Raw genomic sequence first — 24,322 nt, 5'->3', positions numbered from 1 at the left:
GCAGCGGCTTGCCGGCTACAGGGCCGGGCCTGACAATGCAGCACTGACCGTTCAGCCCGGACCCACCTGCATGTCCCTCAAAGCCCTGCGCACCTTGGTGACCATTGCCCGCCACGGCACTTTCGCCCGTGCCGCCGACCTGCTCAGCCTCACCCCCTCGGCGGTGAGCCTGCACATCAAGACCCTCGAAGACGAACTGCACGTGACACTGTTCGACCGCAGCCGCCGGCAAGTGGCATTGACCGAGGCCGGCCAGTTGGCGGTTGCCCGTGCCGAGACCATCCTGGCTGCCTATGACGAACTGGCCGACGCCCTGGCCAGCGGACCGAGCCTGCGCGGCCGCCTGCGCCTGGGGGCGATCCATACGGTACTGGCGCGGCGCTTGCCCAAGGCGCTGGTGTGGCTGAAGGCACACCACCTGCAGTTGCACATCAGCGTCGCCTCCGGCATGTCGGCAGAACTGGCGCGACGCGTGGAAGATGGCGAACTCGATGCAGCGATCACCACCGAACCGGTCAGTCCCTACCCGCAGAGCCTGGAATTCACAGCGCTGTTCGAAGACCGCTTCTGGGCCATCGCCAGCCCCGAGCTGGCCGGGCGCAGCGTGGCGCAGTTGCTGGCCAGCCAGCCGTTCCTGCGTTTCGACAAGCGGGCCTGGGCCGGGCGACAGATCGAACAGGAACTGCGCCGCCAGCATCTGCAAGTGAGCGAACAGATGGAGCTCGACAGCCAGGAAGCCTTGGCACGCATGGCCGTCATGGGCCTGGGCGTAGCCATCATTCCCATGGCTGACGAGGACCTTGCCCGGTTGCCACCGGCCACTTGCTTGCCGTTTGGCGAACCGCAACTGATACGGCGGGTGGTGTTGCTGGAGCATGAGAAAAGCCAGCGGCGCCATCTGAGTGCAGTGCTGAAGACCGCGCTTGAAGCTTGAGATCGCGGCCGCTGCTGCGTAAGCCTGCTTGCCGGCCAACATGCAGTTTTTCTCAACGGTCAATGAAGAAAACAACGTTTTTACAGATCGGTCGCGACCCGTAGTCTGTGCCTGGTACCCGTCCATGGAACACTGACCATGCTCCACTTGCTGCTGACCACCCTGCTACCGATCATCCTGCTGATTGCCCTGGGCTCCTTCCTGCGCTTGCGCGGCTTCCTCGCCGAAAGCTTCTGGCCTGGCGCCGAACGCCTGAGTTACTACGTGCTGTTGCCATCGTTGTTTCTGCACGGCCTGGCCAGCGCCAACCTCGACGGCGTGCCGGTGCTGGGCATGGTCGCCGTGCTGATGCTCTCGACCCTGGCCGGGGCGCTTCTGCTGGTGCTGTACCAGGGCGCAATGAACCACGATGGTGCCGATTTCACCTCGGTGTTCCAGGGCGGCATCCGCTTCAACAACTACATCGGGGCCACCCTGGCAGCCGGCATCTACGGCAGCGCCGGCATCGCCCTGGCTGCAGTAGCCAACGCCGCCATCGTACCCTTGGTCAACCTGCTTTGCGTGCTGGTGTTCGCCCGTTTCAGTGCCCGCCATAGCTCACCTGCCACGGTGCTACGGGCGATCTTCGCCAACCCCTTGATCATCGGTTGCGCTGGCGGCTTGCTGCTGCGTGCCAGCGGGCTCGGCCTGCCGGCCGGTCTCGAACCTACGATCAAGGCCCTGGGCCAGGCCGCCCTGCCGCTGGGCCTGCTGTGCGTCGGGGCCGCCCTGGGCGGCGCCAGCCTTGGCCGGCAGGTACGCCCGCTGATGGCCGCAGCGGCGTTCAAGTTCCTGGTCATGCCACTGACCACCTGGGGCTTGTGCCGGCTGCTCGGCCTGGGTGGTCAGGCGGCGACGGTGGCGGTGCTGTTCCAGGCGCTGCCCACGGCTTCCTCGTCCTATGTAATGGCCCGACAGATGGGCGGTAACGCACCGCTGATGGCGGCCATCATCGCCTTGCAGACCGTGGCCGCCGCCGCGACCTTGCCCTTGGTACTCATGCTTACGCTTGACTAGACTGTGAACCAGCCCACAGATCGGGAGCGTGCCCATGCGCCTTGCTTGGATAGTGATCGGCCTGGCCTCGGCGTTGCTCGCGGGCCCCTTGCAGGCGGCCGATGCGGCCAAGGCCGCCGTCGCCGAGGACAAGGCCGAAGTACTCGAAGAAAAAGTGGTGGATGACGCCCCACCTCCCAGGAAGGCCGAAATCCTCACCCCAGGTGAGGCGCAGGCCGTGGACCCGGCCGGCCAGGCGCCGCTGGATGACAGCCTCACCTGCCTGGCCCGCACCGTCTACTGGGAAGCCAAGGGTGCCGACGCCGAAGACATGGCCGCCGTGGCCAGTGTGGTGCTCAATCGCCTGGGCCGCGAGGGCTTCCCGGACACCATCTGCGGCGTGGTCAAGCAGGGTGTCGAAAGCAAGGCCTGCCAGTTCTCCTGGTGGTGCGACGGGCGACCCGACCAGGTGGAGGAGCCGCAGCGCTACGGCATCGCCAAGGAGATCGCGCGCAAGGCGCTCAACCAGCAACTGAAAGACACCACCGGTGGCGCGCTGTATTTTCATGATCGCAACGTGCACCCGGACTGGGCCAAGGTCTATCGCAGGACGGCCAAGACACGGCATTTTCTCTTCTATAAGCCAAACCAGGCGCTGGCCCGCTGAACCTCGCCCAGGTCAGTCACGGCAATGAGGCGCCTGATCGCACTTTTTCGGCGCTGGCAGGTCTACTCCATCTTTTGCCGCCAGCGACGAGTGCCGGCGTTTTCATTGCTTTGCACGATCCCGGGCCAAAAGCCCCGGGCTTGTGTAGGATGAGCAGCGCAAACCACGACGCTGCCAGTCATAGGGAGATCCACATGCGCGTCCTGTCATCCGTTGCCGCCTTGTCGCTGGCCCTGGTCGTCTCGACCAGTGCACTGGCTGCCACCGGCGAAGAGGCGCAACTGATCGATTCGATCAATACCTACCGCAGCAAGGCCCAGCCTTGTGGTGGCGAAGCGTCGCTGGAGCTGCCGCCGCTCAACAGCGATACCCGCCTGGCGTTGTCGCCAGAAGGTACCCGCGACCTGCAGCAGGCCATGACTCGCGCCGCCTACCCCATGGTCAACGTGCAAGCCATCAGCCTGTCCGGGCCGCGTGATGCGCGCGCCGCGATGCATGCCATCGAAGAAAGTTTCTGCCAGGTGGTGCTTGACCCGCAGTTCGTCGATATCGGCGTCAGCCAGGAAAGCCGCGAGTGGCGCATCGTGCTGGCCAGGCCGCTGCTCAGTGGCCGCCTGGGCGACTGGCAGGCCGAAGGACAGAAAGTGCTTCAGGAAATCAATGCCGCGCGCAAGGTGCCGCGCCAGTGCGGTGGCCAGCCGTTTGCCGCCGCCCCCGCGCTGAGCTGGAGCGGGGTATTGGCCGGCGTCGCCGCCAACCACACCCGGGCCATGGCCAACCAGAACTTCTTCGACCACATCGACAAGGATGGCCGTACCCCCGGTGACCGGGCCGAACTGGCCGGCTACCTGTACCGGCAGATTGGCGAGAACATCGCCGCAGGGCGTGATACCGCGCACAAGGTAGTCGATGGCTGGCTGGACAGCCCGGGGCATTGCGCCACGCTGATGAATCCGGAGTTCCGTGAACTGGGGGCTGCCTATGCGGTGGATCCTAAAAGCGATGCGGGCATCTACTGGACGGGGGTGTTCGGCGCCCCGCAATGAACCAGGTTCACAGGTGATGCGGCTACCGTCGATGCTGTACAGTTGCTCACTTACGTCGCCCTCAACGAGGCATACCCCGCCATGGCACTGGACACCTGGCTGATCTACCTGCTGGCCAGCATCGGCCTGTCGCTCACCCCAGGCCCCAACAGCCTGCTGGCCCTGAGCCACGGCGCCATGTACGGCGCACGGCGGACGTTGTTCACCATCATCGGCGGGGTGTTCGGCTTCAGCGCCCTGATCGCCCTGGCCATGTTCGGCCTCAGCGCGTTGCTGCAGGCCTCGGCCTCGGTACTGAACGTGCTCAAGTGGGTGGGGGGAGCCTACCTGGTCTGGCTGGGAATCCAGCTGTGGCGCAGCCCGGGCCTGCACCTTGAGTTGACCGGGCAAAGCGCCCGGATGGGTAATGCCAGCCTGTTCCGCCAGGGCCTGTTGTCGGCCATGGCCAACCCCAAGGTGCTGTTGTTCTATGGTGCGTTCCTGCCGCAATTCATCGATCCGCAGCGTGGGCTGTTGTCGCAGTTCGTGGTCATGGCCGCGACCTTTGCCAGTGTCGAGTGCCTGGTCGAATACCTGTTGGCCCGCCTGGCGTTTCGCATCCGCCCCTGGCTGGCCAAGGGCGGCAAAGGCTTCAATCGCTGCTGTGGCAGCCTGTTCGCCCTGATCGGCGTGGCGCTGCCGCTTGGGCGATGAGCCAGGCAGCTTGCGCAGCAGGCGCGTCGTCCTTCAGTTGCGGCGGGCCTTGGCCAGGAAGATGACCAAGGCTACACCCGGCAACCCTGCCCCCACCCACGCCACGCCCTGCCAGCCGAACTGGCTGAACACTGCGCTGGCGACCGCCGAGCCCAGCGCCCCGCCGAGGAAGATGCTGGTCATGTACACCGCGTTGAGCCGCCCGCGGCTGGCCGGGTCCAGCGCGTACACCTCGCGCTGGCCGATCACCATGTTCATCTGCACGGCGAAATCCAGCAGCACCCCGGTCACGCCCAGACCAATCACGCTGTAGCCCGGCGCTGTCAGCCCCAGTAGCAGGGCCGCCGGGGCCAGCAGCAGCGCCAGCAGCGAGCCAGCACGGGCATGCCCGGCATCGGCGAGGCGACCGGCCAGCGGGGCGGCAACGGCACCCACCGCGCCCACCAGGGCGAATACGGCGATCTGGCTCTGTGACAAGCCATGCTCACCGGCCAGGGCCATCGGCACCGCGGTCCAGTACAGGCTGAACGCCGCGAACATCAACGCCTGGTACAGCGAGCGCTGGCGCAGCAAGGGGTAGCGGCGCAGCAGTGTCAGCAGCGACAGCATCAAGCCGGCATAGCTGGCCTTGTGCTCGGGGCGACGCTGCGGCAAGGTCAGCGCCAGCAACAGGATGATCGCCAGCATGACCCCGGCGGCACCGATGAACACCGCGCGCCAGCCAAAGTGGTCGGCCACCACGCTCGACAGCGGGCGCGCCAGCAGGATGCCCAGCAGCAGGCCGCCCATGATGTTGCCGACCACGCGTCCACGCTGCTGCTCCGGCGCCAGGTGCGCCGCCAGCGGGATGAGCATCTGCACCGCTACCGAACTGAAACCGATCAGCAGCGCATAGCCGAGGAACAGCTGGCCCTGGTCACTGCGGCTGGTACCCGCCAGCAGCAGGCTGACCCCGGCGAGCACCGCCGTGGCCACCATCAGCCGGCGGTTTTCCAGCAGGTCGGCCAGCGGCACCAGCAACAACAGGCCCAAGGCGTAGCCTAGCTGGGTGAGCGAGACGATCAGGCTGGCATGTTCGGTGGACAGCCCAAGGTCCGGGGCGATCAGCCCGACGATGGGCTGGGCATAGTAGATGTTGGCGACAATCGCGCCGCAGCAGAACGCCAGCAGTGCGACCAGGGTCCGGCTCAGGCCGGTGACTGCCGGCTGCGCGGCGGCAAGGGAGGGATTCATGCGAGGTTCCTCGGCAACGGATGGAATATGCTGTCACCTTAACCAGCGACGCTGACGCCGGGAATCCGGCGCTGGCGCAACGCGCTTTTGCGGGCTGCGCAACGCTAGCCACGCGGTGTCAGCAAGTCTTCGCAAAAGTGCATGAACGCATTCACCCGCCTGGAGCCACGGTGGTTGGGCAGGTACAGGGCGTTGATACTGCTGTTGGCCGCCCCGGGGCTGGCTTGCCAGTCCGCAAACACCCGCTGCAGGCGCCCCGCGGCGACATCCTCGTGCACCAGCCAATCGGCCAGCAGCGCAATGCCGCTGCCGGCCAACGCGGTTTCGCGCAACAGGTCGGCATTGGCACTGCGCAACGGCCCGCTCACATCCAGTTCCAGGCTCTCCTGCGCCCGGGCCAGACGCCAGGGGCGGCCTTTCTGCCCGTAGCGAAAGCGCAGGCAGGCGTGCTCGAGCAACTGCCGTGGATGCTCCAGTGCCTCACGCCCGGCCAGGTAAGCCGGGCTGGCCACCAGCCACCGCTCGAAGCGACCCAACTGGCGACACACCAGCTCGTCATTGGGTGAAGGGTCACCCAGGCGGATCGACAGGTCGTAGCGGCCATCGAGCAAGTCATCCAGGCGGTCGCTGAGGTCGATGTCCAGTTCCAGTGCCGGGTGCTGCGCCAGGAACGCCCCGAGGTGCGGGGCGATGACCCGCCTGCCGAATTCCACCGGCAAGCACAGGCGCAGCACGCCAACAGGCTCCTCGCCGCGGTCGGCGACGCTGGCATCGGCCTCGTCCAGCGCTTCAAAAATGCCCCGGGCGCGCTCGTAATAGCGCGCGCCGGCCTCGGTCAGGCTGACCTGGCGCGTCGAGCGGTTGAGCAAGGTGGCGCCCAACGCGGTTTCCAGGGCATCGACCAGGCGCGTCACCGACGAGGTCGCCAGCCCAAGCCTGCGCGCGGCAGCCGAAAAGCCCTGGGCATCGACGGTGGCCACGAACATTTTCATCGCCAGGAGTTTGTCCATTTGCTGCCCGTCTTCCAAATCTCGGAAAGTTCTTACAAACGACCGGGCGGGTCAAGAAGCGCGGCGCCTGGAAATCGCGTCCATAGTGGAAGCAGTCCCCTTCGAGCGAGGCACTCCATGACTTTGCACAACCTCTTGACCGACCTGCCCCCTTGCGCCGCCACCAGCGCCGAACGTGTCGATGAACTGCTCAGCCGCCCGGGCGTACGCGTGGAACGTATCGTCTCCACTGGCCAGGCCAGCCCGCCCGGGTTCTGGTACGACCAGGCCGAAGGCGAATGGGTGGTCCTGCTCAGCGGTGCCGCGGGCCTGCGCTTCGAACATGAACAGTACACCCGCCTGCTGGCAGCGGGCGATTTTCTGGACATCCCGCCGCATTACCGCCATCGCGTGGAATGGACTGCCCCCGGCACAGCGACGATCTGGCTTGTGGTTTTCTACAGCAATGGCAGTCCGTGGCCGGCGCAACCGGAGGACCTCCCGGCCTGGCCCGCATGAACGGTTTCTTTCTCGTCATTTTCATCACCTGATCCATACTTTTAGCGGCACTCAGCCCAGTTAGACCCTGCGACAATCAGTCCCGGTAAATTATGTACCAACTTGTTAATTAGCAAGCTAAGCGTTTAAACTGCGCGCATTCCACCTGCTGAGATCCCTGGCATGAAAGCAATACCGCGCGCTTCCGGCGCCACACACATCATCCTGGTCGGCCTGGGCGTGATCATCGCCCTGCTTGGCCTCCTCCTGGCGGCGGGCGGCGTCAAGCTGGCCGGCCTGGGCGGTTCCTGGTACTTCCTGATCGGCGGCCTGGCCATGGCCATCGCCGGCGCTCTCATCGCATGTCGCAAGCCGGCTGGCGCCTGGCTGTACGCGGCGTTCCTGGTGGGTACCGCGATCTGGGCACTGGTCGACGCGGGCCTGGTGTTCTGGCCACTGTTCTCGCGCCTGTTCATGTTCGGCGCCATCGGCATGGTGGTGGCACTGGCCTATCCGCTGCTGGCGCGTGCCAGCGGCGCCAGCAGCGGCCGTGGTGCCTATGGCGTGGCCGCAGCCATGGCCGGGGCGCTGGTCATCGCCGTCGGCAACATGTTCGTTGCCCACCCCACTGTCGCCCCTGCCGGCAAAGGCCCGGGCATCACCCCGGTCGAAGCAGGCAAGCAGCAGAAGGACTGGGCTCACTACGGCAACACCGAAGGCGGCAGCCGCTTCGCCGCGCTGGACCAGATCAATCGCGACAACGTCAGCAAGCTGCAGGTGGCCTGGACCTACCACACCGGTGACTTGGCCATCAGCGACGGCAACGGTGCCGAGGACCAGCTGACCCCACTGCAGGTTGGCAACAAGGTGTTCATCTGCACCCCACACAACAATCTCATCGCGCTTGACGCCGACTCCGGCAAGGAGTTGTGGAAGAACCAGATCAACGCCCAGTCCAAGGTCTGGCAGCGCTGCCGTGGCATGGCCTATTTCGACGCCGGCGCGCCAATCGCCCAGCCAACCCAGCCCAACAGCACGCCGGTCACCCTCGGTAGCGTGCCGGCCGGTGCCAACTGCCAGCGTCGCCTGCTGACCAACACCATCGATGGCCGCCTGATTGCCGTAGACGCCGACACTGGCGAGTTCTGCCGGGGCTTCGGCAACAACGGCCAGGTCAACCTGATGGCCGGCCTGGGCAACGTACCGGACTCCTACTACCAGCTGTCCTCTGCACCGCTGATGGCCGGCACCACGGTGGTGGTCGGCGGGCGTGTCGCCGATAACGTGCAGACCGACATGCCTGGCGGCGTGATCCGTGGTTTCGACGTGTTCAGCGGTGAAATGCGCTGGGCCTTCGACCCGGGCAACCCGCAAGACCGGCAGGCGCCACAGGGCGACAAGACCTACGTGCGCAGCACCCCGAACAGCTGGGCACCGATGTCCTACGACCCGGCGATGAACACCGTATTCCTGCCGATGGGCTCGTCGTCCACCGATATCTACGGCGTCGAACGCACCCGGCTGGACCACACCTACGGCGCTTCGGTGCTGGCCCTGGACGCCACCACTGGCAACCAGAAATGGGTATTCCAGACCGTGCACAACGACCTGTGGGACTTCGACCTGCCGATGCAACCGAGCCTGATCGACTTCACCAAGGACGACGGCCAGGCGGTACCGGCGGTGGTGATCGGCACCAAGGCGGGGCAGATCTACGTGCTCGACCGCGCCACCGGCAAGCCGCTGACCCAGGTCGACGAAGTGCCGGTCAAGCCCGGCAACATTCCCAACGAACCCTATTCCCTGACCCAGCCGAAGTCGGTGGGCATGCCACAGATCGGCGCACAGACCCTGACCGAATCGGACATGTGGGGCGCCACCCCGTATGACCAGCTGCTGTGCCGTATCGACTTCAAGAAGATGCGTTATGACGGCCTGTACACCGCACCAGGCACCGACCTGTCGCTGAGCTTCCCGGGATCGTTGGGCGGCATGAACTGGGGCAGCATTTCCACCGACCCGGTGCATGGTTTCATCTTCGTCAATGACATGCGCCTGGGCCTGTGGATCCAGATGATTCCGTCGCAGAACAAGGGCAGCGCGGCCTCCGGGGGCGAGGCCCTGAACACCGGCATGGGCGCCGTACCGCTCAAGGGCACGCCGTATGCGGTGAACAAGAACCGCTTCCTGTCGGTAGCCGGTATTCCGTGCCAGGCGCCACCATTCGGCACCCTGACCGCCATCGACATGAAGACCCGCCAGGTGGCCTGGCAGGTGCCGGTCGGTACCGTCGAGGACACCGGCCCGCTCGGCATCCGCATGCACCTGCCGATCAAGATCGGCCTGCCGACCCTCGGCGGCACTCTGTCGACCCAAGGTGGCCTGGTGTTCATCGCCGGTACCCAGGATTTCTACCTGCGTGCCTATGACAGCAGCAACGGCAACGAGATCTGGAAAGCCCGCCTGCCCGTGGGCAGCCAGGGAGGCCCGATGACCTATGTCTCGCCGAAAACCGGCAAGCAATACGTGGTGGTCACTGCTGGCGGCGCGCGCCAGTCGACTGACCGTGGCGACTACGTGATGGCTTACGCGCTGCCTTAAGACCGCGTCGCCTGCTTCGCGGGGCACGCCCGCTCCCACAGGGCCACCAGCGGCCTTCGTGGGAAGCGGGCTGGCTTGCAAATACCCCTGGAACACACACCGAGATTCAGTAATGCCCTGCGTAACCCGCATCACCCCCACCCTGCTGCTGGCCCTGGCCAGCACCACCGCCCTGGCCGACGCCGACCTGACTACCCGCAGCACGCTTAGCGGCGACTGGGGCGGCCTGCGCCATCAACTGGAAGCAGATGGCGTCAAGTTCACAGGCGACTACAGTGGCGAAACCGCCTACAACGCCCATGGCGGCCTGCACCGCTCGGCACGCTATTCGCAAAACCTGAAACTGGGCGTGCAGTTCGACCTGTCGAAGCTGTATGGCCTGGACAATGGCGGAAAGGTCCAGCTGACCGTCAACGATCGCCGCGGCAACAGCGCCTCGGAAGACCTGGTAGGCAACCGCCTGCCGATCCAGGAAAACTACGGTGGCCTCTACACCCGGCTCACCGAACTGAGTTACGAGCGCACCCTGTTGACCCCGGCGCTGAACGTCAAGCTCGGCTACATGGCCATGGGCAATGACCTGGGTGGCCTGGACAGCGGCATCCTGTGCAACTTCATGAATGCCGGTTTCTGCGGCCACCCGCTGAACATGTCCAGCGGCAGTGGCTGGACCAACTACCCCAATGCGCACTTGGGCGTGCGGGTGAAATACGACTTGTCGCCAGCCTGGCAAGTGCGCGTGGCAGCGTTCAATGTCGACCCCGAGAGCAACGGCAACGCCAGCCGGGCCTGGCACCTGGGGCCCAAGCACACCACCGGCACCGTGGTACCGGTCGAGCTGGTGTACAGGCTGCAGCACGAGCTGCCTGGCGAGTACAAGCTGGGCTACTACTACGACAGCTCCGATGTGAAGCGCATCGGCAGCGATGAACACGTGTCAGGCCGCGGCGGCCACTACCTGCTGGTCGACCAGGCGCTGTGGAATGACCAACGCTCGCCGGGCCGCAGCCTGCATGCCTTCGGCCAGTACTCGGCATCGAGCAAGGCCGCCTCGCCGTTCACCCGCTGGTATGGTGCCGGCGTGGTGCTGTACCAGCCGTTCGAGGGGCGCCCGAAGGATACCGTGGCGCTGGGCTATGGCCGCGCCGTGCCCAACCCGCGTAGCCGCGACGTACTGGAGGATGCCGCATACAACGCTGGCCAGCCGTTCCCCGATATCGACAGCGCCGAGCAGCTGATCGAGCTGAGCTATGGCTACCAGGCCACGCCGTGGCTGAACCTGCGCCCGGACATGCAGTACATCATCGAGCCAGGGGCATTCTCCGGGAAAGCCATCGACAACGCGCTGGTGCTTGGCCTGCAGGTCAAGGCAACCTTCTGAATACCGGGGCCGCGGGCCCATTCGCGGGTGAACCCGCTCCCACAGGTACTGCATAGGCCTTGAGACTGACGAGATCCTGTGGGAGCGGGTTTACCCGCGAATGGGCCGCAGCGCAATCAATCCTGCCTGAGGTAATCCACCAGCCTCAGCAACATGGCATCACAGCCCCGCAACTGTTCGACACTGACAAACTCGTCCGGCTTATGCCCCTGCTCCATGCTCCCGGGCCCGCACACCACGGTCGGGATGCCCGCCTGGTCGAACAACCCGCCTTCGGTGCCAAACGCCACCGTACCGAATGCCTCCGAGCCGCTGAGCAACGCCACCAACTGCGCCGCCTCACCGTCTGCCGGTGTCGCCAGCCCGGGATAGGCACTCAACGGTTGCAGGCGTATGGCGCTGGCCGCGTCGACCTTGCGCATGCGCGGTAGCAGCTCGGTCTCGGCATAGGTCTGCAATTGGTCGGCCACTGCCTGCGCTGCAAAGCCTGGCAATGCGCGTACTTCGAAATCGAACTCGCACTCTGCCGGCACGATGTTCAGCGCCCTGCCCCCCTTGATCACACCGGTCTGCACCGTAGAGAACGGTGGATCGAAGCGCGTGTCGTGATGTTCCGGCAGGGCCAGGGCCTCACCGATATCGCCGAGCTTGCCGATCAGCTTCGCCGCAAATTCGATGGCATTCACCCCGTACGGCGCATAGGCCGAGTGACAAGCCGCACCCTGCACCTGGCAGCGCATCGCCAGCTTGCCCTTGTGCCCAAGTACCGGCTTGAGCTCGGTGGGTTCGCCAATCAGGCACAAGCGGGGCTTGTGCGGACGCTGCTCAAGGGCAGCCAGCATCGAGCGTACGCCCAGGCAGCCGACTTCCTCGTCATAGGAAAACGCCAGGTGCACCGGCAGACGCAACGGCTGCGCAACCAACGCAGGCACAGCCGCCAGGACCGAGGCGATGAAGCCCTTCATGTCGGCGGTGCCGCGGCCATACAGGCGGCCGTCACGCTCGCTCAGGGCAAACGGTTCGACGCTCCAGGCCTGGCCGTCCACCGGCACCACATCGGTATGCCCGGACAGCACTATGCCGCCAACGTCGCTGGGCCCGATGGTGGCGAACAGGTTGGCCTTGGTGCCCTCCGGGTTATGAAACAGTTCGCTTTCCACGCCCAGCCCGGCCAGGTAATCGCGGATGAAACCGATCAGCGCCAGGTTGGAGTCGCGGCTGACCGTGGCAAAACCGATCAACCGGGCCAGCAGCACGCGGCTGGCATCTTCACTCATCGCCTGGTACCCCGTAGCTTGGCGCCGCAGTGGGGTTGAGCGCACGGGTCACGTAGTCCTGCATCTGCGGCCGGTACGCCTGCCACAGGCCCTCGAGCACACCGATCGGGTCGGCATCGGCCCAGTCCACCCGCAGGTCCACCAGCGGCCAGGTCAATTCGCCGGCAATTTTCAATGCCGCCGAATGCACCGGCCCGGCCTCGCCACCAGCGGCCATCGCCGCCTGCATGGCCGCCAGCAGGCGATCGGCCAGGTGCCCTGCAGCCTGTTCGAAAGCCTGCACCATCGCCTCGATCACCTGGGGCGAAGCCAGCAGGTTGCCGGCTGCCGCGCATTGCCCACCGGCCACGGCATGGTGCTTGCCCAGGGCTTCCTTGCCGGTGAACAGCGCAACCTGGCCATGGCTGTCGATCACCGTCACCTGGCGGTATTCGCTCCAGCCATTGGCGCTCAGCACCCTGTCCAGCGCTGCGGCGGGTGGCAACTGGCCCTGTTCCAGGACATCGAGAATCTGCGGCCCGAGCGCCGGCAAGGTGATGTTCTGGGTGGCCACCGCGCCGACGCCGGCCCGCACCCACGGGCAGCGGGCGCCCACCGCGATGCTCGACGAGCTGATGGCGATACCTAGCTGCCCGGTTTCCTGACAGCGGCCGATGATGGAAAAAGTCATGTCATGGTTCCTGTTGTGCTGTGCGATACAGGGCATTCTGGGTGGACCTTCCGGGAGGCGAAACCACCTTTTTCCGAGGCCTTGCAGAGGAAAAAACTAAGGCTGGGCCAAGCCCCGCCGAATCCGCGCAAATGCTGCTGCACTCGGCCCTGCAAGCCACAGGAACCGGGGCCTTCGCCGATTTATCGGCAAGCCCAAGCTAAATACTATTTTCGCCGTTTCCACGGCATCCCTAGTCTGGCCCCAGGTAACGGCGGTCCTCCAAACCGACCTGACAAAAACCGCCTGAACAAGGGCTCGGACATGACACTGAACAATCTCGAAATCGACACCCTCGTGGTCGGCGCCGGCCAGGCCGGCGTGGCCATGAGCGAACACCTGAGCAAGCTTGGCGTGCCACACCTGGTGCTGGAGCGCAAGCGTATCGCCGAGGCCTGGCGCAGCGGCCGCTGGGACTCGTTGGTGGCCAATGGCCCGGCCTGGCACGACCGCTTCCCGGGGCTGGAATTCGACCTCGACGCCGATGCCTTTGCCGGTAAAGACCAGGTAGCCGAGTACTTCGAGCAATACGTACGCAAGTACAACCTGCCAGTGCGCACCGGTATCGAAGTGAAGAAGGTCGTGCGCAACAGCGACCGCCCCGGCTTCACCATCGAAACCAATGAAGGCGTTATCCGCGCCAACCGTGTCGTCGCTGCCACCGGCCCGTTCCAGAAACCGGTGATTCCGGCCATTGCGCCGCAAGACAGCAACCTGCACCAGATCCACTCGGCGGCCTATTACAACCCCGAACAACTGCCTGCAGGGGCTGTGCTGGTCGTGGGCGCCGGCTCCTCGGGTGTACAGATCGCCGAGGAGCTGATGCGCGCCGGGCGCCAGGTCTACCTGTCGGTCGGTGCCCACGACCGCCCGCCACGCGCCTACCGCAACCGTGACTTCTGCTGGTGGCTGGGGGTGCTGGGTGAGTGGGATGCGGAAGTCGCCAAGCCCGGCCGCGAGCACGTGACCATTGCCGTCAGCGGTGCCCGTGGTGGCCACACCGTGGACTTCCGTGCCCTCGCCCACCAAGGCATGACCCTGGTCGGCCTGACCCAGTCGTTCGAAAACGGAGTGGCACGCTTCCAGGACAACCTGGTCGAGAACATCAACCGTGGCGACGAAAACTACCTGGCCCTGCTGGACGCCGCCGATGCCTACATCCAGCGCAACGGCCTTGACCTGCCGGAAGAGCCCGAAGCCCGTGAACGCCTGGCCGACCCGGAATGCATGCGCAACCCACTGCTGCAACTGGACCTGGCCGAGGCCGGTGTCACCAGCATCATCTGGGCCACCGGTTACAGCGTGGATTTCAGCTGGCTGCAGGTCGACACCTTCGACGCCAATGGCAAGCCCCAGCACCAGCGCGGCGTGGCCCGCGAGCCGGGCATCTACTTCCTTGGCCTGCCGTGGCTGTCGCGGCGTGGCTCATCGTTCATCTGGGGCGTGTGGCACGACGCCAAGCACGTCGCCGGCCACATCGCCACGCAACGCACCTACAGCGCCTACCGCGACCGCCAGCAACGCGCCGCGGATGCGCAGCAACCAACCCGGATCAGCAACGTCAGCACCCTCGGAGCCCACTGATGCCTACCCATACTCGCATCCGCATGTTCAACACCAAGGCCACCTACCCCAACCAGACCCTGGACAACGACTTGTGCCAGGCAGTACGTGCCGGTAATACCATCTATGTGCGCGGCCAGGTCGGCACCGACTTCGAAGGCAACCTGGTGGGCCTGGGCGATCCGCGGGCGCAGGCCGAGCAGGCGATGAAAAACGTCAAGCAACTGCTCGAAGAGGCCGGCTCGGACCTGTCGCACATCGTCAAGACCACCACCTACATCACCGACCCGCGCTTCCGCGAGCCGGTGTACAAGGAAGTGGGTAAATGGTTGAAGGGGGTGTTCCCGATTTCCACCGGCCTGGTGGTGGCCGGGTTGGCCCAGGCCGAGTGGCTGATGGAAATCGACGTGATCGCCGTGGTGCCCGACCAGGCCTAGCGGGATAAGCGTAGCGGGCTTGCCCTGATACCTGTCAGTGCTCTTGCAGCTGCTTGATCTGACAGGCATCAGGCATCATGGCAGACAGGCCGCAACCACTGACCTGCTAGAAACCTACAGTCGCTGACAGCAAGTAGGTACGCGGCGTAGAAAGCGTCAACCCCGGCTCGCTGTCATCCGAGGCCCCGGCCGAACTCCAGTAGCGGTCGTCCAGCACGTTCTCGACACTGGCACGCAAGGTCAGCTGTGTGGCATCCACCTTGAAGGCATAACGCGCGCCCAGGTCATAACGCTCCCAACCGTCGATCTGCTTGCTGTTGTTCTGGTCCAGGTACTGCGAGCTCGAGTGGATGCCTCGCGCCGTGAGGGTCAGGCCGTTCACCCCAGGCACGTCCCATTCGGCGCCGAAGTTGACGTTGTACTCGGGCGTGGCCGGCGCCCGGTTGCCATCGTAGACGCCACCGATGGTGCCAGTCAGCTCGCTGTCGATGTACATCACCCCGCCCAGCACTCGCACGCCTTGCATGGGCTCGCCGAACACGCTCAGTTCGATACCGCGGTTGTCGCGCTTGCCATTGGGGCCGAACACCCGCGACCTGGGGTTGGTTTCATAGGCGGGCTGGCGGATGCGGAAGGCACTGGCAGTGAAGGCAACCTGACCCAGGTCGTACTTTGCCCCCACCTCGACCTGGCGGCTGGTGAACGGCGGGAAGATCTGGTCTTCGTTGATCGATGTCGATGGCGCAATCTTGCCCTGGCTCAGGCCCTCCATGTAGTTGGCATACAACGACAGCTGGTCGGTAACCTTGAGCAGCACACCGCCTGAGGGCGACACCTTCTCTTCATCGTAGGCGGTATCGCCCTTGATACCGTCGCTCCAGTCTTCCACCTGCACCCGTTGCCAGCGCGCGCCCAGGGTCAGCAGCAGGCGGTCGTCGAAGAAGCCGAGGGTGTCGGCCAGGGCCACGCCGGAAAAGCGGTTTTCCGTGTACACCTCGGGGTCGATGCGGGTTGGCGTGGCTGGGGTCGGCGTGGCTACCGGGTGATAGAGGTTGCTGGGCGCCGAGGCATAGCGGGCGCCGCCGTTGGTGAAGTCCATGTAGAAGTAGGTGGCGGCCAGGTTCAGCTCATGGCTGACCGGCCCGGTATGGAACCAGTTGCGCACACCGGCCATGGCGGTTCGCACGGATTCATCCCGGGTAAAGTCGCGCGGCTGCACGGTGAAGTCGCCGGCATCGTTGCTGATGGACACGTTGTGGCGCAGGAAGTCATGGTTGCTCTCGCGTGCACCGACCGCGCCATAGGCCAGCAGCGACTCGCTGATATCGTACTCGGCATGCAGCGCGCCAAAGGTGTCGTTGGTGCGCGCCTTGCTCCAGGCCTGGGCATAGTTGTGGCGCACGTCGTTGGCATCCGGCACCTTGGCATTGGCGCCGATCAGCACCCGCTCCTGCGGTGCATCGGTGTCGCGCTCGGTATGGCCCAGGTCTGCCGAAAGCCGCAGGCGCTCGCCACGAAAGTCCAGGCCCAACACCGCCATTTCGCGCTCGACACGCTGGTGGTCCCATTCGGTGTCGCCCGCCTGTTGCACGCCATTGAAGCGCACGCCGAACTGCTGGCCTTGGCCAAAGCGCCGGCCAACGTCCACCGCACCGCCTGCCTGGCCTGCCGACGCATAGCTGCCGGTAAACTCGGTGAGCGGCTGGTCACCGGCCCGCTTGGGTTGCACATTGATGCCGCCGCCGACACTGCCTCGCGGCGAAATGCCATTGATCAGCTGGCTGGGGCCTTTCAGCACGTCTACCCGGTCGGCCATTTCCATGTCGATGGAGTAGGTCGGCAGGATACCGTACAGTCCGTTGTAGGCCACATCACTGTTGAACAGGCTGAAGCCGCGAATGGTGAACTGCTCGAAGCGCCCACCCGCCGGGTTGGTGGCGCGCACCGATGGGTCGCTGGCGATCAGCTCGCCCAACGTCCGCGCCTGCTGGTTCTTCACCAGTTCGCTGGTGTAGCTGCTGATGCTGAACGGGGTTTCCATGAAGTCGCGCGTGCCAAGCAGGCCCTGTGAACCCTGACGGGCCACCTGGCCACCGGCATAAGGTTGCGTTTCGTTGCCTGCGGCCATGCCGCCGACGATGCTGGTCGGGGCGATTTCCAGGGCACCACCCGCCTGGGGGGCCGGCACCAAGGTGAAAGCGCCCTCGCCCACCGGCAGCAACTGCAGGCCGCTGCCGCGCAGCAGCTGGGTGAAGCCTTCGTTGACACTGTAGCTGCCGGACAGGCCACTGCTCTGCCGGCCGTTGACCAGCGTCGGGTCCAGCGACAGGCTGACCCCGGCCTGGTCGGCAAACCGGGTAAGTGCCGCACCCAGGCTTGCGGCCGGCACCTGATAGCTGCGCCGGGCGGGTTCATCGGCCCAGGCCGGTGCACACAACAACAGGCTCATGGCGAACAGCGGATGTGCCGCACGCGTCAGTGGACGCAGGCGGCAGGACATGACAACAGGCATTGAACAAGGCTCCCCTTTATTTGCTCCTACCGGTAATGACCGGCGAGCAGAAAAAAGGGGACAACCTCATGCGCGATTTTCTCGCGCGGTCAGGCTCACCCAGTAACGCGTGCGCGTGTGCACCTGCAACGGCAGGCTGCCGGCGAGCAAGGCCAGCACCCGGTCGGTGTCGTCGAGGCGGAACGTACCGGTCACCCGCAGGGCCTCCAGTTCAGGCGCCCAACGCAGCACGCCGGGGCGGTACCTGCGCAACTCGTGCAGCAGTTCGCCCAAGGGGCGATCTTCCAGGCGCAGCACACCTTCGCGCCAGCCCAGCAGCCAAGCGTCCAGGCCGGTGACTGGGCCAACTCCGGTCGCTTGCAGGCTGGCCTGCTGCCCAGCCTGCAGCAGCAGTGCCGGGCCTTGCTGCGGCAGCAGGTTGGCCGTGCCCTTGAGCAGCGTTACCCGGCAAGCCTGATCGACAAGGCGCAGGCACACCTCACCGGCATCCAGCACGACCTGGCCATAGGGCACCTGCAACGTCAGGCCCGGGGTGCCGGGCAACCTGACTGCCACTTCGCCACGCAGTAAAGTCAGGCGACGGCCACGCACGTCGATATCCGCCGCACTGTCGGTGTTCAACTGCAACAGTGTGCCATCGCTCAGCAGCACCCGCCGACGCTCTCCGACCGCGGTGTGCATGTCGGCGGTCCAGGCTTCCAGCGGCAGTTCGCGGCTTGCCAGCCAGGCCATCGGCAACAATGCCGCCACGCCCAGGGCCTGCTTGAGCAACGCCCGGCGACCAGCATCCGGGCGGTCCAGGGTGGCCATGGCCACTGCGCCGGGTAGCGCGGAAAAGCGCTGGCGCAACAGCATTGCCTTTTGCCAGGCGTGTTCGTGCAAGGTGTTGCTGGTACGCCATTGTTCCAGACGGCGCAGGTCGCTCTCGCTGGCACCGCCAGAATCCACCAGTGCCAGCCAGCGCGCGGCTGCCCGCAGTGCCTCGCGGGTTTCGGGAGAATGGCTGGTCACTGCAGTTCTGCCAGCAGGCAATGCTCGTAGGCCTGCGCCATGTAGCGTTTGACCGAGCGCTCGCAAACGCCTAGGCGCTTGCCGATCTCGGCATAGCCCAGGCCCTCCAGTTGGCTCCAGAGAAAGGCCTTGCGTACCGGCGCCTTGAGGCCGTCGAGCAACTCGTCGAGCGCTTGCAGGGTTTCCAGCAGCAGCCAGCGCTGCTCTGGCGAGGGCACATGCTGCTCGGGCAACTGCGCCAGTGCATCGAGGTAGGCTTGTTCCAGGCGGCGCCGTTGGTGGAAGTTGCTTAGCAGGCGCTTGCCGACGGTCAGCAGGTAAGCGCGCGGTTCGCGAATGTCTGCCAGCGGCTGCGCGCTGGCGAGGATACGCAGAAAGGTATCCTGACTAAGGTCGGCGGCATCCCAGGCATTGCCCAAGCGCAGCCGCAACCAGGTTTCCAGCCAGCCGCGATGGGCCCGGTACAGGGCTGGCAGGCTATGCTCCGGTGGCGGCGCGGCGTCGATCATGGGGTAGGCCCTGCGGTGGCGTAAATAAGATTAATTCTAATTTACACAATGCCGCAGAACCAAGCAGTTTGTTACCTGTCAGGCAATTGCCGCATCCACCAGCACCTGCGCTTCCTGCACCAGGCGCTGCAGGTGTGCCTCGTCGATGAAGCTTTCGGCGTAGATCTTGTAGATGTCCTCGGTGCCCGACGGCCGCGCGGCGAACCAGCCATTGGCGGTCATCACCTTCAGCCCGCCGATCGCCTGGCCATTGCCTGGCGCGTGGCTGAGGATCTGCACGATCGGCTCACCGGCCAGTTCGGTCGACTTCACCTGCTCCGGCGCCAGCTTGCTCAGCAGCGCCTTCTGCCGGGCATCGGCCTTGGCTTCAACCCGCGTGGCGAATGGTTTGCCCAGCGCCGCGGTGAGGTCAGCGTAGGCCTGGCTGGGGTTGCGCCCGGTGCGGGCAGTCATCTCGGCAGCCAGCAAGGCCGGGATCAGGCCGTCTTTGTCAGTGGCCCAGACCGAGCCATCGCGGCGCAGGAACGAAGCCCCTGCACTCTCCTCGCCACCAAAGCCGAGCGAACCGTCGAACAGCCCCTGGGCGAAGAACTTGAAGCCCACCGGCACTTCGTACAACTCGCGGCCCAGGCGCTGGGTAACACGGTCGATCAGGCCGCTGGACACCACCGTCTTGCCGACTGCCGCATCACTGCGCCATTGCGGGCGGTGGCGGTACAGGTAGTCGATGGCCACGGCCAGATAGTTGTTCGGTTGCAGCAGACCATCCGGGGTGACGATGCCATGGCGGTCATGGTCGGGGTCGCAGGCGAACGCCACGTCAAAGCGCTCGCGCAGGCCGATCAGGCCTTGCATGGCGTACGGTGAGGACGGGTCCATGCGGATCTGGCCATCCCAGTCGACGGTCATGAAGCGGAAGGTCGGGTCGACCTCGCTGTTCACCACTTCCAGGTCCAGCTGGTAGCGCTCGGCAATCGCCGACCAGTAACGTACCCCGGCCCCGCCCAGCGGGTCGACGCCCAGGCGCAGCCCGGCGCCACGGATGACGTCGAAGTCGATGACGTTTTCCAGGTCGGCCACGTAACTGCTGACATAGTCGTGACGCTGGGTGGTGGCCGCCTGCAGCGCCTGGGCATGCGCCATGCGCTTGACCCCCGCCAGGTTCGCCGCCAGCAGTTCGTTGGCCTTGGCCTCGATCCACTTGGTAACGTCGCTGTCGGCCGGGCCGCCATTGGGGGGGTTGTACTTGAACCCACCGCTCTGTGGCGGGTTGTGCGACGGCGTGATGACGATGCCGTCGGCCAGGCCCTGCACACGGCCACGGTTATGGCAAAGGATGGCGTGGGACACGGCCGGGGTAGGCGTGTATTCATCGTCCTTGGACAGCATCACCTGCACGCCGTTGGCCGCCAGCACTTCCAGGGCGCTGGCGGTGGCCGGTGCGGACAGGGCGTGGGTGTCGGCGCCGATGAACAGCGGACCGTCGATACCCTGCTCTTCGCGATACAGGCAGATGGCCTGGGTGATGGCCAGGACGTGGTATTCGTTGAAACTCAACTCAAGTGAAGTGCCCCGGTGCCCCGAGGTGCCGAAGGCCACCCGCTGGGCCGCCACGGACGCATCGGGGCGGCCGGTGTAGTAGGCGGTGAGCAGTCGTGGAATATCGACCAGCACGCTGGTCGGAGCCGGCTTGCCTGCCAAAGGACTGAGCGTCATGCAAAAACCTCGAGTTCAACGGATGTTGGAGATGTTGGGATTGGAGCGTCCAGTGTACTGAGAGTTGCAATGCCGTGCGATGGGCGAAATCAAAGAAACATCAGGCCACGCAGCCCGTGCCAATCACCGCGATGCTGCGTCGGGCACGCCCACGATGGACCCGGGCGTGCCGCTGGTCTCTGTCATGACCGTCTAGAGTAGTAGCCACACCCTTAGCCAGAGAGGCCACATGGCTTTCCACCGCCTGACCCACACCCATCCGCGCCTGACTCTCGCTACCTTGGTCGGCCTGCTCGGCGCGTGGCTGATCCCTGCAGACGACACCGTTCAGCACATCCTCGCCGGGTGGAACCTGGGTGTCTGGCTGTACCTGCTGCTGGTGTTCTACCTGACCTGGAACGCTACCCCGGAGAACGTGCACAAGGTCGCCCGCGTCGAAGACGAAAACGCCAGCCTGGTCCTGCTAACCGTGTGCATCGCCGCAATTGCCAGCCTCGCCGCCGTCACCTTGCAGCTGGTCTCCAGCCGCGGCCTGCAAGGCACAGCGTTGGCCCTGCACTACCTCTACACGGGCCTGACCGTGGCCGGTTCCTGGCTGCTGATCGGCTGCATTTTCAGCCTGCATTACGCCCGGCTGTTCTACACAGCGCAAAACCATGAACCAGGGTTGCGTTTCGCCGACGGCGAACGCCACCCGGATTACTGGGATTTTCACTACTTCTCGTTCACCATCAGCATGGCGGTGCAAACCTCGGATATCGGCGTCGCCGGGCGCGGCCTGCGCAAGGTGGTGCTGGCGCATTCACTGGTGGGGTTCGTGTTCAATACCGCGATACTCGGTTTCACCATCAACATCGCGGCAGGGTTGCTGGGTTAACCGCACCGTTCGTCCGAAAAAACCGTCACCTGACAGCGAGGCGACGCCAGGCTGACTGCCGCTATCCTGCGGGGAAGACGCTTGCCTGAGCGGCACGCGCAGGCCAAAGGCACAGCCAAAGATGTGACCGCCTTCATGCATTAGTACTTTTGTCGCATTTGCCAGCGAGAATCGCCCGTGACAGGTGCTATGGTTATCTTCCCGGCGGCCGCAGCCTGATGGCCACCCGCTCACCACGTCCTGGCAAGGACAAGGAGGCTGGCATGAACAAGATGACGTTCCCCAACGCCTGCCAGGTGATGCGCTGGCATTTCCACCCGCTGGGCTTCGAAGCCAGCATGGATGCGCCACGCAGCATGGTCGCGCGGCTGTTCGACCGCGCCACTGGCGAAACCCTGCTGGCCATTGCCGGCATCCCCTGCGCGGCGATCATGGCTGCTGCGGACGTGGAGCGCATTATCGAAGCCGTCGAAGCGGAAATGGATGCCTTCATCCCTGCCATCCCCCTGCGCGATGCGGTCTAACCCACTGCCGCACTGTCCTGACGCATGGCCTGCAACTTGCCCATGAACTGTTCAGCCGTCACTGGCTGGCCCAGCAGGTAGCCCTGCAGCGAATCACAACCCAGGCGGGTCAGGAAAGCCTGCTGCTTGTCGGTTTCTACCCCTTCGGCAACGATACGCAGGCCCAGCGCCCGGCCCAGTGCCACGATCGCCGAGACGATGGCCGCATCATCGCTATCCTGCTCCAGGTCGCGCACGAAACCGCGGTCGATCTTCAGCTCGTTGGCCGGCAGGCGCTTGAGATACATCAGGCTGGAATAGCCGGTACCAAAATCGTCGATGGACAGATCCACCCCCATGTCGGACAGGCGTTGCAGCACTGTCAGGCTGGCATCGGCGTCGTGCATGGCGGTGGTTTCGGTGATTTCCAGGGTCAGGCAGTTGGCTGGCAGGCCGCTCTGCTGCAACGCCCGGGCCACGCTTTCGACCAGCCCGGCATGGCAGAACTGAATGGCCGACAGGTTCACGGCCATCCGCCAGTCCTGGTACCCCTGCTCCAGCCATTGGCGCATCTGTCGGCAGGCCTCGATCAACACCCACTCACCGATGGGGATGATCAGGCCGGTCTTTTCCGCCAGGCCAATGAAGCGATCAGGCAGCAGCAGGCCCTGCTGCGGATGTTCCCAGCGCAGCAAGGCCTCGGCACCGATCGGCCGGCACGCCCGGGCGTCGAACTTGGGCTGATAGTGCAGGCGGAACTGGCGCTGCTCCAGGGCCTGGCGCAGGTCCTGCAACAGTTGCAGTTGCTGGCGGGCATTGCTGTTCATCGACACGTCGAAGAAGCTATAGCCATTCTTGCCGGCGCTTTTGACATGGTACATGGCGGCGTCGGCATTACGCAGCAGCTCGTGCTGGTCCTGACCATTGCCCGGGTACAGGACGATACCCAGGCTTGCCGACAGCTGCAGGTCATGCTCGGCCACGCGGAACGGCCGTGATACCAGGTTGACCTGCTTGACCGCCACGTCCACGGCATCGTTCGGCTCCTGCAATTCCACCAGCAGCACGAATTCGTCGCCGCCGATGCGCGCCAGCGTGTCCTGGCTGTGCAGGTGACCCCGCAGGCGGGCCGCCACGGCCTTGAGCAGCAGGTCGCCGATGTGGTGGCCGAAGGCATCATTGACCGGTTTGAAGCCATCCAGGTCGATGAACATCAAAGCAAAGCAGCCGCCCTGCTCCGCCACCTTGGCGATGGCCTGCTCGATACGGTCGGCCAGCAGGGTGCGGTTGGGCAGGTCGGTGAGGGTGTCGTGCAGCGCCAGCTGGGTGAGTTCCTGGTTGGCCAGGGTCAGCGACCGGGCCAGTTCGGCAGTACGCGCCTCCAGGCGGGCATCCAGCACCGACGTCAGCAAAGCGACGGCCAGCACGGCCAGGGTTGTGATCAGCACCAGGTAGACCAGACCATCGCCCTGCAAGCCCCCGGCCGCCAACGCGCCGCAGAAGCTGCCCTCGGGAAAATTCGCCGCAGCCATGCCGGTGTAGTGCATGCCGACGATGGCAAACCCCATCACCACCGCCGCCAGTCCGCGAATCTGCCGGACGTAGGGGGTGTGCGTGCGCAGGCGGAAGGCAATCCACAGGGCCGCCGCCGAGGCGCCCACGGCTATCAGCAACGAGACGCCGAACAGTGTCGGCTCGTAGTCGATGCCTGGCAGCATGCGCAGCGCCGCCATGCCGGTGTAGTGCATGCAGGCGATGCCGGCGCCCATGATCAACGCGCCAAAGACCAGCTGTAGCCACGGCAGGCTCGGCTGGCTGACCAGCCACAAGGCAAACCCTGAAGAAAGTACCGCGATCAACAGCGAAAAAGCGGTGAGGGCCAGGTCATAGCCCAGGTCGATGGGCAGGCTGAAGGCGAGCATGCCGATGAAGTGCATCGACCACACACCGATCCCCATGGCCAGTGCGCCACCGCCCATCCACAACAACGCAGCGCGCCCCTTTGCCGTGGCGATGCGGCCGGTCAGGTCAAGCGCGGTATAGGACGCCAGGATCGCCACGCACAGCGAAATCAACACCAGCGAAGAGGAGTAGCTACCGGTCAGCATTGGAAGTTCCAGGGGCGGGCCCA

The 24,322-nt window shown here is 65.1% G+C and carries 21 protein-coding genes; 12 read left to right on the top strand and 9 right to left on the bottom strand.

The genetic code is table 11. The features are described from left to right. Nucleotides 1–70 precede the first annotated feature (70 nt). The 5 genes from B4L76_RS09730 (at nt 71) to B4L76_RS09710 (ending at nt 4,375) form a co-directional block, all read left to right on the top strand. The gene (locus B4L76_RS09730; RefSeq protein WP_296232089.1) at nt 71–934 is read left to right on the top strand and encodes a LysR family transcriptional regulator; all 864 of its coding nucleotides are present in this window, start codon (nt 71–73) and stop codon (nt 932–934) included. A gap of 138 nt (nt 935–1,072) precedes the next feature. Then, nucleotides 1,073–1,990 (top strand): AEC family transporter, encoded by a 918-nt coding sequence (locus B4L76_RS09725; RefSeq protein ID WP_296232087.1) that lies wholly within the window; start codon nt 1,073–1,075, stop codon nt 1,988–1,990. A gap of 34 nt (nt 1,991–2,024) precedes the next feature. Next, complete coding sequence (locus B4L76_RS09720) at nt 2,025–2,636, top strand: cell wall hydrolase (RefSeq protein ID WP_296232086.1); 612 nt, start codon at nt 2,025–2,027, stop codon at nt 2,634–2,636. Nucleotides 2,637–2,830: 194 nt separating this feature from the next. Next, nucleotides 2,831–3,682 carry a CAP domain-containing protein gene (locus B4L76_RS09715; protein ID WP_296232085.1) on the top strand — a complete coding sequence of 284 codons (852 nt, stop codon included), beginning with the start codon at nt 2,831–2,833 and terminating at the stop codon, nt 3,680–3,682. Nucleotides 3,683–3,763: 81 nt separating this feature from the next. Next, entirely contained in the window at nt 3,764–4,375 is a 612-nt protein-coding gene (locus B4L76_RS09710) for a LysE family translocator (RefSeq protein ID WP_296232084.1), read from the top strand. 33 nt (nt 4,376–4,408) lie between these two features. Here the strand turns inward: B4L76_RS09710 and B4L76_RS09705 are convergent, their stop codons facing one another. Then, the gene (locus B4L76_RS09705; protein WP_296232082.1) at nt 4,409–5,608 is read right to left on the bottom strand and encodes an MFS transporter; all 1,200 of its coding nucleotides are present in this window, start codon (nt 5,606–5,608) and stop codon (nt 4,409–4,411) included. A gap of 104 nt (nt 5,609–5,712) precedes the next feature. Continuing rightward, nucleotides 5,713–6,618, bottom strand: coding sequence for a LysR family transcriptional regulator (locus tag B4L76_RS09700; RefSeq protein ID WP_296232081.1), 906 nt, complete (start codon nt 6,616–6,618; stop codon nt 5,713–5,715). 117 nt (nt 6,619–6,735) lie between these two features. On the opposite strand from B4L76_RS09700, the gene B4L76_RS09695 reads away from it, so the two are divergent. From B4L76_RS09695 to B4L76_RS09685, 3 genes are all read left to right on the top strand, one after another. Further along, the gene (locus B4L76_RS09695) at nt 6,736–7,116 is read left to right on the top strand and encodes a cupin (RefSeq protein WP_296232080.1); all 381 of its coding nucleotides are present in this window, start codon (nt 6,736–6,738) and stop codon (nt 7,114–7,116) included. Between the two features lie 162 nt (nt 7,117–7,278). Next, the gene (locus tag B4L76_RS09690; protein ID WP_296232079.1) at nt 7,279–9,696 is read left to right on the top strand and encodes a glucose/quinate/shikimate family membrane-bound PQQ-dependent dehydrogenase; all 2,418 of its coding nucleotides are present in this window, start codon (nt 7,279–7,281) and stop codon (nt 9,694–9,696) included. 112 nt (nt 9,697–9,808) lie between these two features. Continuing rightward, nucleotides 9,809–11,077: a carbohydrate porin gene (locus tag B4L76_RS09685; RefSeq protein ID WP_296232078.1), complete on the top strand. Its 1,269-nt coding sequence runs from the start codon at nt 9,809–9,811 to the stop codon at nt 11,075–11,077. A gap of 116 nt (nt 11,078–11,193) precedes the next feature. Here B4L76_RS09685 and argE read toward each other — a convergent pair whose 3' ends face one another. Beyond that, a complete protein-coding gene (argE, locus tag B4L76_RS09680; protein ID WP_296232076.1) occupies nt 11,194–12,354 on the bottom strand; it encodes an acetylornithine deacetylase in 1,161 nt (386 codons plus the stop codon). Beyond that, nucleotides 12,347–13,024 carry a DUF1028 domain-containing protein gene (locus B4L76_RS09675; RefSeq protein ID WP_296232074.1) on the bottom strand — a complete coding sequence of 226 codons (678 nt, stop codon included), beginning with the start codon at nt 13,022–13,024 and terminating at the stop codon, nt 12,347–12,349. Before B4L76_RS09675 ends, argE begins: the two co-directional genes overlap by 8 nt. A 303-nt stretch (nt 13,025–13,327) precedes the next feature. Here B4L76_RS09675 and B4L76_RS09670 point away from each other — a divergent pair, with 303 nt between their 5' ends. Further along, nucleotides 13,328–14,647 (top strand): flavin-containing monooxygenase, encoded by a 1,320-nt coding sequence (locus tag B4L76_RS09670; protein ID WP_296232073.1) that lies wholly within the window; start codon nt 13,328–13,330, stop codon nt 14,645–14,647. Continuing rightward, nucleotides 14,647–15,063 carry a RidA family protein gene (locus B4L76_RS09665; protein ID WP_085599032.1) on the top strand — a complete coding sequence of 139 codons (417 nt, stop codon included), beginning with the start codon at nt 14,647–14,649 and terminating at the stop codon, nt 15,061–15,063. The genes B4L76_RS09670 and B4L76_RS09665 overlap by 1 nt, the downstream gene beginning before the upstream one ends. 106 nt (nt 15,064–15,169) lie before the next feature. On the opposite strand, the gene B4L76_RS09660 is transcribed toward B4L76_RS09665, so the two are convergent. The 4 genes from B4L76_RS09660 to pgm all read right to left on the bottom strand — a co-directional run bounded on the left by B4L76_RS09660 (nt 15,170) and on the right by pgm (nt 20,811). After that, complete coding sequence (locus B4L76_RS09660) at nt 15,170–17,575, bottom strand: TonB-dependent receptor (RefSeq protein ID WP_296232068.1); 2,406 nt, start codon at nt 17,573–17,575, stop codon at nt 15,170–15,172. A 66-nt stretch (nt 17,576–17,641) separates the two neighbouring features. Continuing rightward, nucleotides 17,642–18,586 (bottom strand): FecR domain-containing protein, encoded by a 945-nt coding sequence (locus B4L76_RS09655; protein WP_296232066.1) that lies wholly within the window; start codon nt 18,584–18,586, stop codon nt 17,642–17,644. Continuing rightward, nucleotides 18,583–19,095 carry a sigma-70 family RNA polymerase sigma factor gene (locus B4L76_RS09650; protein WP_296232064.1) on the bottom strand — a complete coding sequence of 171 codons (513 nt, stop codon included), beginning with the start codon at nt 19,093–19,095 and terminating at the stop codon, nt 18,583–18,585. Before B4L76_RS09650 ends, B4L76_RS09655 begins: the two co-directional genes overlap by 4 nt. Nucleotides 19,096–19,173: 78 nt before the next feature. Then, complete coding sequence (gene pgm, locus B4L76_RS09645; RefSeq protein WP_296232062.1) at nt 19,174–20,811, bottom strand: phosphoglucomutase (alpha-D-glucose-1,6-bisphosphate-dependent); 1,638 nt, start codon at nt 20,809–20,811, stop codon at nt 19,174–19,176. A gap of 229 nt (nt 20,812–21,040) precedes the next feature. On the opposite strand from pgm, the gene B4L76_RS09640 reads away from it, so the two are divergent. Further along, nucleotides 21,041–21,688, top strand: coding sequence for a DUF1345 domain-containing protein (locus tag B4L76_RS09640; protein ID WP_296232059.1), 648 nt, complete (start codon nt 21,041–21,043; stop codon nt 21,686–21,688). Between the two features lie 263 nt (nt 21,689–21,951). Continuing rightward, a complete protein-coding gene (locus B4L76_RS09635) occupies nt 21,952–22,212 on the top strand; it encodes a DUF1652 domain-containing protein (protein ID WP_170030233.1) in 261 nt (86 codons plus the stop codon). Here the strand turns inward: B4L76_RS09635 and B4L76_RS09630 are convergent. Next, nucleotides 22,209–24,299, bottom strand: a complete 2,091-nt coding sequence (locus B4L76_RS09630) for a putative bifunctional diguanylate cyclase/phosphodiesterase (RefSeq protein WP_296232056.1) — start codon at nt 24,297–24,299, stop codon at nt 22,209–22,211. The genes B4L76_RS09635 and B4L76_RS09630 overlap by 4 nt on opposite strands. Nucleotides 24,300–24,322 lie beyond the last annotated feature (23 nt).

It is taken from the genome of Pseudomonas sp. UBA4617 (genome assembly GCF_002386445.1).
Classification (GTDB): Bacteria; Pseudomonadota; Gammaproteobacteria; order Pseudomonadales; family Pseudomonadaceae; genus Aquipseudomonas.
This window is presented reverse-complemented; position numbering and strand designations above follow the sequence as displayed.